Genomic DNA, 9,443 nt, shown 5'->3' with positions numbered 1-9,443 from the left:
CCTGTGATTCACGTTGTCGCCTTCTATCTGTTCGCCACGATTGTGGTGTGCAGCGGCGCGCTGACGATCCTGTCGCGCAACCCGGTCCATTCGGTCCTGTGGCTGATCCTGGCCTTCTTCAACGCCGCTGGCCTGATGATCTTGCTGGGCGCGGAATTTATCGCGATGCTGCTGGTCATCGTCTATGTCGGCGCCGTCGCGGTGTTGTTCCTGTTCGTCGTCATGATGCTGGACATTGATTTTGCCGAATTGCGCGCAGGCTTCGTGAGCTATCTGCCGTTCGGCCTGCTGGTCGCGCTGGTGCTGTTGGCGGAAATCGTCCTCGGCATTGGCTTGTGGAGCGTCGGTCCGATCGAGCTGGCGCAGCGCGCCGGCCCGGTTAACCCGGAGCTCAGCAATATCCAGGCGATCGGCGCGCTTCTCTATACGCGCTACATCTTCCTGTTCGAAGCGGCGGGCATCGTCCTGCTGGTGGCTATGATCGGCGCTATCGTCCTGACACACCGTGCACGTGGCGGGGTTCGTCCGCAGAATATCGCGCGTCAGAACCAGCGCCGGCCGCAAGATGCCGTGCGCAACGTCAATCAGCCCGTGGGGCAGGGGGTGGAGCTGTGATCGGCCTGCAACATTATCTGGTGGTCAGCGCCATCCTGTTCGTGATGGGGGTGCTGGGCATCTTCATCAACCGCAAGAATGTGATCATCATCCTGATGGCGATCGAGCTGATCCTGCTGAGCGTAAACATCAATCTTGTCGCGTTCAGCGCCTTCCTCGGCGATCTGGTCGGGCAAGTGTTCAGCATGTTCGTGCTGACCGTCGCGGCGGGTGAGGCGGCCATCGGCCTTGCCATCCTCGTCATCTACTTTCGCGGTCGCGGCACCATTGCCGTCGATGACATCAACCAGATGAAGGGCTGAGCCGTTTCATGATCCAGCTTATCGTCCTTCTGCCGCTGCTGGCGGCTGCCATCGCTGGCCTTGGAAACAAGGCGCTTGGCAAGCTGCCGGCCAAGATCGTCACGACCGGCGCGCTGTTCATCGCCTGCGCAATGAGCTGGATGATCTTCGTCCCGTTCGTCGCCGGTCATGCAGAGGCGACCGTTACGCCTCTCTTTACCTGGATCGAAAGCGGCAGCTTCGATGCCCAGTGGGCGCTGCGCGTAGACACGATGACAGCGGTCATGTTGGTGGTCATCACCAGCGTATCCAGTCTCGTCCACCTCTACAGCTGGGGCTATATGGACGAAGAGCCGGATCAGCCGCGCTTCTTCGCCTATCTCTCGCTTTTCACCTTCGCGATGCTGATGCTCGTGACCGCGAACAATCTGCTCCAGATGTTCTTCGGCTGGGAAGGCGTAGGTCTGGCGTCTTATCTTCTCATCGGTTTCTGGTTCCGTAAGCCCAGCGCCAATGCCGCTGCGATTAAAGCCTTCGTCGTCAACCGCGTTGGCGATCTTGGCTTCATGATGGGCATTTTCGGCACCTATCTGGTGTTCAACACGATTTCGATCCCGGAAATCCTTGAGGCTGCGCCGTCAATGGCAGGCTCGACCATCGGGTTCCTGGGCTATCGTTTCGATACCATGACCGTGCTTTGCCTGCTGCTGTTCGTCGGCGCGATGGGCAAGTCGGCGCAGCTCGGCCTGCACACCTGGTTGCCTGACGCGATGGAAGGCCCGACCCCTGTGTCGGCGCTGATCCACGCCGCGACGATGGTGACGGCCGGCGTGTTCATGGTGTGCCGCCTGTCACCGATGTTCGAAACCTCGCCCACAGCGCTTGGCTTCGTAACCTTCGTCGGCGCTGCCACCTGCCTGTTCGCGGCGACGGTGGGCACCGTGCAGACGGACATCAAGCGCGTCATCGCCTATTCGACCTGTTCGCAGCTGGGCTATATGTTCTTCGCGGCGGGCGTCGGCGCTTATGGCGCGGCGATGTTCCATCTCTTCACGCACGCCTTTTTCAAAGCGCTGCTCTTCCTCGGCGCAGGATCGGTCATCCATGCGATGCATCATGAGCAGGACATGCGCTATTATGGCGGCCTGCGCAAAAGCATCCCCATCACCTTCTGGACAATGACACTCGGCACGCTGGCGATCACCGGCGTCGGCATTCCGCTCGTTGGTGTTGGCTTTGCCGGCTTCTATTCGAAGGATGGTATCCTTGAAGCCGCGTTCGCGGCTGGCGGGGCGGGTGTGGGGGCCTATTATGTCGGCGTGTTCGCTGCATTGCTGACCAGCTTCTACAGCTGGCGCCTGGTGTTCCTGACCTTTTTCGGCAAGCCGCGCTGGGCAGCGTCAGAGCATATCCAGCATGCGCTTCATGATGCCCATGGCCATGACGATCATGACACGCATGGCCATGGAGCAGAGCATCACAATGCGCCTGCGCAGGAAGATGCAGGCGATGAGCCGCATGCGCACGGTACCGCCGCGCATGCTTTGCCTGCGGGCACGGGTGGCTATCATCCGCACGAAAGCGGCCTGGTCATGCTGATCCCGTTGGTCGTGCTGAGCCTGGGCGCGGTTTTTGCCGGCTTCGTCTTCCACGACCAGTTCATCGGCGCGGAAGGCGGCATGGAGTTCTGGAACGGGGCGCTCGCCTTTAACAGCCATCTGATGCACGCTGCCCATGAAGTGCCGACCTGGGTGAAGTTCGGCCCGTTCACGGTGATGGCCATCGGGCTGCTGATCGCCTGGCTTGCCTACATCAAGAACACCGATTGGCCGCAGCGCTTCGTGTCGACCTTCGGTGCGCTCTACCAGTTCCTTCTCAATAAATGGTATTTTGACGAGCTGTATCACTTCCTGTTCGTCAGGCCCGCCTTCGCCATCGGCCGCTTCTTCTGGAAGTTCGGGGATGTCGGTTTCATCGACCGCTTTGGCCCCAACGGGCTTGCCGCACTGGTCGTGCAGGGCAACAAAATCACGCGTCGGATTCAGTCCGGCTACCTTTACACCTACGCGCTGGTGATGCTGATTGGCCTCGCCGCAGCCGCAACCTGGGCGATGACACGATAATGGACGGCTTCCCCATCCTTTCCCTGATGATGGCAGTGCCGATGGCGGGGGCCATCGCCTGTCTCTTTGCGGGCGCCAATAGCGCACGCTGGATAGCGCTGATCGCTACGCTGGTCGATCTTGTGCTCGGCATCGCGCTCTGGGCGAATTTCGATCAGGCTGGAACGGCAGCGCAGTGGCAATTTCAGGAATATGCGCCGATTTTCGGGCGCTTTGCCTGGGCGCTCGGCATTGACGGCATTGCGCTGATGCTGATCGTCCTGACCGTCTTCCTGATGCCAATTTGCATCGGCGCAAGCTGGCAGGCGATCCAGAAACGTGTCGGCGAATATATGGCGGCGTTCCTGTTCATGGAGGTGCTGATGATCGGCGTCTTCACGGCACAGGACATCTACCTCTTTTACGTCATGTTCGAAGCCGGCCTCATCCCGATGTACCTTATCATCGGTATCTGGGGGGGCGCGGACCGCATTTACGCGAGCTATAAATTCTTCCTATACACGCTCCTTGGCTCGGTCCTCATGCTGATCGCGATGATGTGGATGGTGCATGAAGCGGGCACGACCGAAATTCCCGCGTTGATGGCCTATAATTTTGCGCCAGAGGCGCAGACCTGGCTGTTCCTGGCCTTCTTCGCCAGCTTTGCGGTCAAGATGCCGATGTGGCCCGTCCACACCTGGCTGCCTGACGCCCACGTTCAGGCACCCACCGCAGGGTCGGTGATCCTGGCGGGTGTGCTGCTGAAAATGGGGGGCTATGGCTTCATCCGTTTCTCGTTGCCGATGTTCCCGGAAGCCTCGGCACAGCTCGCCTGGCTGATTTGGGGCCTGTCGATGGTCGCGGTGGTCTACACCAGCCTGGTTGCGCTGGTTCAGAGTGATATGAAGAAGCTGATCGCCTATTCCTCGGTTGCGCATATGGCGATCGTCACGGTCGGGCTGTTCGCCTTCAATCAGGCCGGGATCGAAGGCGCGATGATGGTCATGCTGGGCCATGGCCTGGTGTCGGGCGCGCTGTTCCTGTGTGTCGGCGTGATTTACGATCGCCTGCACACGCGAGAGATCAACCGATATGGTGGCCTCAGCATCAACATGCCCAAATATGCGGTGTTGTTCCTTCTGTTCACCATGGCGTCGGTCGGCTTGCCCGGCACGTCCAACTTCGTCGGCGAATTTTTGTCGCTGATGGGAATTTACCAGGCATCCAGCTGGGTGGCGCTGGTTTGCACCACGGGTATCATTTTGGGCGCGGCCTACATGCTCTATTTGTATCGGCGGATCGCTTATGGCGAACAGGTCAATGCCGATGCAGCAGTCATGCCTGACCTGTCCGTGCGCGAAATTGCCCTGCTGGCGCCAATCGCGGCGGCGGTGCTGTGGATGGGCGTCTATCCCGAAAGTTTCCTCGCTCCAATGCGGTCCGATATTCGCGCGCTCGAAGCGCGCCTCGCTCCTGCGGCACCCGCAGGTGATTCCCATATCAAGATGGGCGCGGCGAAGCCGGCTGGCGGCGCCACCCATGAAGAAGCAAGCGCGCACGGGGAGGCGCACTGATGATTGAATCCGCTTCCCTTCTGGCGGTCGCGCCGGAACTGGTCCTGACCGTCGGTGGTCTCGCTCTGATGCTGGTGGCCGCCTGGGGCGGCGAAGCGAGCAGCCGCGTCGTGAACTGGCTGGCCGTCCTGACACTGGCGCTGGCTGGCGTTGCCTTGTCGACCTCGCTCGCCAATGGCCCTGTTGCCTTCGATGGGTTGGTGCGGGCAGACGCCTTCTCGGCGTTTGCCAAGGGCATGATCTACGCCGCCGCTGCTGCCGCCATTCTTCTCGCCCCCCGCTATTTCCAGACGGACGGCAGGGAACGGCCCGAATATCCGGTGCTGATCCTGTTCAGCGCCATCGGCATGGGCATGATGGTGTCGGCAGGCGACCTGTTGACCCTTTATGTCGGCCTCGAAATGCAGAGCCTTGCAGCCTATGTGCTGGCAAGCTTCATGCGCCAGGACGCACGATCGTCCGAAGCGGGCCTCAAATATTTCGTGCTGGGGTCGCTGGCGAGCGGAATCCTGCTCTACGGTTCGGCGCTGCTGTACGGTTTTACCGGCACGACGGCGTTTGACGGCATTGCCGTGGCCATGGGTGACGGCGTATCGAATGGCGAGCTGTTCGGCATGGTGTTCCTGCTGGCGGGCTTGGCTTTCAAGATGAGCGCGGTGCCGTTCCATATGTGGACCCCCGACGTCTATGAGGGCGCCCCAACCCCTGTGACGACTTTCTTCGGCAGCGCTCCCAAAGTCGCGGCTATGGCGCTTGCGGTTCGGGTCGCGATCGAAGCGCTCGGTCCTGCGGGGCTGGACTGGCAGCAGATCGTAATTTTCGTCGCGCTGGCGTCTATCATCCTGGGTGCGGTCGCGGCTATTGGTCAGACCAATATCAAGCGTCTGATGGCCTATTCATCGATCAACAATGTCGGCTTCGCGCTGATCGGCCTTGCCGCTGGCACGCCCGCTGGTGTCGCCGCAACCATGAGTTACATGGCCATCTATGTCGTCATGACGATCGGTGCTTTCGCCTGCATCCTGCAAATGCGGGACGCAGATGGCCGCCCGGTCGAAAGCATCGCCAGCCTTGCCGGACTGTCGCAGTCGCGCAAGGGTCTGGCTGCGGCGTTCGCCATCTTCATGTTCTCGATGGCCGGCATCCCGCCGCTCTTTGGCTTCTGGGCGAAGTTCCTGGTGTTCGATGCCGCGGTCGCTGCGGATCTGACTGCGCTTGCCGCCTTCGGCATCGCTGCCTCGGTGATCGGTGCTTTCTATTGTCTCAAGATCATCAAGACGATCTATTTTGACGAGCCGGCCGCAGCCTATGAAGCCAAGGGCGGAATGGTCGAAAATGTCATCCTCACCGCCTGTGCGGTGGTCATCGTCTTTGGGTATCTGCTAAACCCGGCACTCGACGCGGTCAGCGCGGCTGCTGCCGCGTCACTCTTCTGACACTGATCCGCTTCGTAGCCGAAACCGGCTCCACCAATGCCGACATGCTGGCATTGGCGGAGCAGGGCGCGCCCGAGGGCAGTTGGCTCCGCGCCGGCAGGCAGACCGGCGGTCGCGGGCGGATGGGTCGACATTGGGAAAGCCCGGCAGGCAACCTTCATTCTTCCACATTGGTCAGAGTGCGGGCTGGTGATCCGCCCGCGCATACATTGGCGCTCGTCGCCGCCAATGCAGTTCACGCGCTGATTGCGCCCCTGTGCGTCGGCAATGCCCGGATCAAATGGCCCAACGACATATTGGTCGACGGCGCAAAGATCGCCGGTATCCTGCTGGAGCGGGCGGGCGACGCCGTCATTGCCGGCATCGGCGTCAACGTGACCGGTCATCCCGAAGATCTGGATCGGCCCGTCACCAGTTTGAAAGCGCAAGGTGCCATCGAAGCCGATGCAGGCGCGTTGCTGGAACGCCTCGCCGCGTTGTTTACCCATTGGCTTGCGGTATGGCGCGCGCAGGGGTTGGAGCCGGTCCGGGCACACTGGCTGCTCAACGCCCATCCACGAGGGACCGCCATGCGCGTGCTGCAGCCAGATGGCGAGCAGGTGGAAGGGGCTTTCGACACGCTGGATCAACAGGGCATGTTGATCCTTCGCTTGGCGGATGGCCAGAGCCGTGCCATTCACGCGGGCGACATCATCCTCAACTGAAGGGTCGGATCATGCTTCTCGCGATCGACGCGGGTAATACCAATGTCGTTTTCGCCTTGCTGGAAGCAGGGACGATCCGCGCGCGGTGGCGGATTGCGACTGATCCACGCCGCACGGCCGATGAATATGCCGTATGGCTGAACCAGCTTTTGATGCTGGAAGGCTTCACCATTGCTGATGTCAGCGCAGTAATTATCGCCACCGTGGTGCCGCGGGCGTTGCACAATCTGCAAGTGCTGGCGGACAAATATTTCAAGACATCGGCGCTGCTTGCCGGTCAAGGCGCGGTGCAATGGGGTATCCCTCTGGACGTGGCGGAGCCAGCATCCGTCGGAGCGGACCGGGTTGTAAACGCCATTGCCGCCCACCATCTTTATCCCGAGGATTTGATCGTTATCGATTTCGGCACTGCCACCACGTTTGACGTCGTTGATTATACCGGCGCCTATAAGGGCGGCATTATTGCGCCTGGCATCAACCTGTCGCTCGATGCGCTGGTCGCCGCAGCAGCCAAGCTGCCCAAGATCGCCATTGCGCCGCCCGAAAGCCGTTCCGTGATCGGCCGCACCACCGAAGCGCAGATGCATATCGGCGTTTTCTGGGGTTATGTGGCGATGATGGAAGGGCTGGTCGCGCGCATTCGCGCGGAAATCGGCCGGCCTGCCAAAGTGATTTCAACCGGGGGCCTTGCCGTCCTCTTTAATGACAATAGCGATATTTTCGATGCGATTGCGCCGGACCTGACAATTCAGGGCTTGGCGCTGTTGTACGAGCGGAGTTTGAATAGAGAATGACACCTGGAAATGAGCTGCTCTTCCTGGCCCTTGGCGGGTCGGGCGAGATCGGCATGAACGTGAATCTATATGGCTGCCAAGGCAAATGGGTGATGGTCGATCTTGGCCTCACTTTCGCTGACCCCGCCTATCCGGGCGTGGAACTGATCCTGCCGGACCTAAGCTTTATCGAGGACCGACGCGACGACCTCCTCGGCATCGTGCTTACCCATGGGCATGAGGATCATATCGGCGCGATCCCTTATCTGGCCGCGGACCTTGGTGTGCCGCTCTACGCGACGCCCTTCACGGCCGGCCTCATCCGGTTGAAGCTTGAGGAAGAGGGCCTGACCAACGATGTCGAACTCAACGTCATCGATAATGAGGGCAGCTTCGCTCTTGGTCCCTTCGGATTTCGTTATGTCCCGCTGGCGCACTCCATTCCAGAGGGCAATGCGGTACTGATCGACACGCCATATGGGCGCATATTCCACACCGGAGACTGGAAGTTGGATGAACGCCCGCTTCTGGGCCAACCGTCCACGCCTGAAGAATTGTCGGCGATCGGTGATGAAGGGGTATTGGCGCTGGTGTGCGATAGCACCAATGTGTTCAATGCAGAGGCGAGCGGATCCGAAGGCGATGTGCGCGAAGGCCTGATGCAGACCGTCGCCAGCGCAAAGGGGCGCGTGCTGGTGACGACCTTCGCCTCCAATGCTGCTCGTTTGCAGACTTTGGGCGAAGTCGCCAACGCGACGGGGCGCAAATTGTGCGTCGCCGGCCGTTCGCTGGACCGGATCATTGGGACCGCGAAGGCCGCGGGCTATCTTAAGGATTTTCCGCCGACGGTCGATTGGGACGACGTGATGGCCTTGCCGCGCAGCGAGGTGATGATCATAGCGACAGGCGGGCAGGGGGAGGCCCGCGCGGCGCTGTCACGCATTGCCTTCAACAGCCATCCGATCAAACTGGCCGAAGGCGACATGGTTGTCTTTTCTTCCAAGCAGATACCTGGAAACGAGATTGCGATCGGGCGCATTCAGAATGCACTGGCTACGGCTGGCGTGTTGATGGTCACCGATCGCCAGGCCGAGGTTCATGTGTCCGGCCATCCCGGCCGACCGGAACTGGAAGCTATGTATCGCTGGATTCGGCCGGACATTCTCCTGCCGGTGCATGGTGAGCGCCGGCATATGGCGGAACAGGCGCGGCTGGGGCTGGCAAATGGCATTCGCCATGCACCGGTTCAATCCAATGGCGATTTGCTGCGGCTGGCTCCCGGGGCGCCGGAAATCATTGGCCATCAGGAAACCGGGCGATTGGTCTTGGATGGCGACGTCATCCTGCCGGCGGATGGGACGACGATCAACGAGCGTCGCAAGCTGGGTCTTCACGGTCAGATCAGCGTCGCTGTCGCCATTGATCGCAAGGGGAAGCTGATCGGGACCCCGGCATTGCGCACGCAGGGCGTGCCGGTCGAAGAGGATAAGGCGGCTTTCCTGGAAGAAGCTGCGCAAGAGGTCGGATCGGTTATCGCCAAGGGCTCACAGGAGGACGAGGCCCTGAGAGAGCGCGTCCGTCTGGCCGTTCGACGCACGGCGACGCGCTGGACAGGCAAAAAGCCTTTGGTGGACGTGCTCCTCATTCGCGCCTAATCAGGCCACATGAACTGGTACGCGATTTTCGCCATTTATTTTTTGATGTGGGTCATATGCGCCTTCGTCATGCTGCCTTTCGGACTGCGCACGCCCGACGAAACGGGTGAGGCGCTGCTCCGGGGGCAGGCGGACAGTGCGCCCAGCAATTTCCGCCCAGGAATAGTGGTGCTCCGCGCCACGATCTTATCGGCCTTTTTATTCGGTCTTTATTATCTGAATTATACCCAAGGTTGGGTCACGATCGACATGGTTCCGGGGTACCGCTCCGCCTCATCGTAGCGGGTGGCCGCAGCGGCTGAG

Annotated in this window: 9 protein-coding genes; all 9 read left to right on the top strand. The window is 60.7% G+C overall.

Annotation, left to right across the window (positions count from 1 at the left end; all coding sequences use genetic code 11):
- Positions 1–3 precede the first annotated feature (3 nt).
- From SKA58_RS07150 to SKA58_RS07110, 9 genes are read left to right on the top strand one after another with little or no spacing between them, the layout of a single operon-like run.
- Positions 4–615, top strand: a complete 612-nt coding sequence (locus tag SKA58_RS07150; RefSeq protein ID WP_009821721.1) for an NADH-quinone oxidoreductase subunit J — start codon at positions 4–6, stop codon at positions 613–615.
- Positions 612–917 carry an NADH-quinone oxidoreductase subunit NuoK gene (nuoK, locus tag SKA58_RS07145; RefSeq protein WP_009821720.1) on the top strand — a complete coding sequence of 102 codons (306 nt, stop codon included), beginning with the start codon at positions 612–614 and terminating at the stop codon, positions 915–917. Before SKA58_RS07150 ends, nuoK begins: the two co-directional genes overlap by 4 nt.
- Before the next feature lie 8 nt (positions 918–925).
- The gene (gene nuoL / locus SKA58_RS07140; RefSeq protein ID WP_009821719.1) at positions 926–3,019 is read left to right on the top strand and encodes an NADH-quinone oxidoreductase subunit L; all 2,094 of its coding nucleotides are present in this window, start codon (positions 926–928) and stop codon (positions 3,017–3,019) included.
- Complete coding sequence (locus tag SKA58_RS07135) at positions 3,019–4,572, top strand: NADH-quinone oxidoreductase subunit M (RefSeq protein ID WP_009821718.1); 1,554 nt, start codon at positions 3,019–3,021, stop codon at positions 4,570–4,572. The genes nuoL and SKA58_RS07135 overlap by 1 nt, the downstream gene beginning before the upstream one ends.
- Positions 4,572–6,008: an NADH-quinone oxidoreductase subunit NuoN gene (gene nuoN, locus SKA58_RS07130; protein WP_009821717.1), complete on the top strand. Its 1,437-nt coding sequence runs from the start codon at positions 4,572–4,574 to the stop codon at positions 6,006–6,008. Before SKA58_RS07135 ends, nuoN begins: the two co-directional genes overlap by 1 nt.
- A 2-nt stretch (positions 6,009–6,010) precedes the next feature.
- On the top strand, positions 6,011–6,712 hold the full coding sequence (locus tag SKA58_RS07125; RefSeq protein ID WP_083784857.1) for a biotin--[acetyl-CoA-carboxylase] ligase: 702 nt from the start codon (positions 6,011–6,013) through the stop codon (positions 6,710–6,712).
- A gap of 11 nt (positions 6,713–6,723) precedes the next feature.
- The gene (locus SKA58_RS07120) at positions 6,724–7,506 is read left to right on the top strand and encodes a type III pantothenate kinase (protein WP_009821715.1); all 783 of its coding nucleotides are present in this window, start codon (positions 6,724–6,726) and stop codon (positions 7,504–7,506) included.
- Positions 7,503–9,140, top strand: coding sequence for a ribonuclease J (locus SKA58_RS07115; RefSeq protein WP_009821714.1), 1,638 nt, complete (start codon positions 7,503–7,505; stop codon positions 9,138–9,140). Before SKA58_RS07120 ends, SKA58_RS07115 begins: the two co-directional genes overlap by 4 nt.
- A gap of 9 nt (positions 9,141–9,149) precedes the next feature.
- Entirely contained in the window at positions 9,150–9,422 is a 273-nt protein-coding gene (locus tag SKA58_RS07110) for a DUF1467 family protein (RefSeq protein ID WP_009821713.1), read from the top strand.
- Positions 9,423–9,443 lie beyond the last annotated feature (21 nt).

Source organism: Sphingomonas sp. SKA58 (genome assembly GCF_000153545.1).
GTDB lineage: Bacteria > Pseudomonadota > Alphaproteobacteria > Sphingomonadales > Sphingomonadaceae > Sphingobium > Sphingobium soli.
The sequence above is the reverse complement of the archived record's forward strand: the minus strand, read 5'-3'. Positions and strand labels throughout refer to the sequence as shown.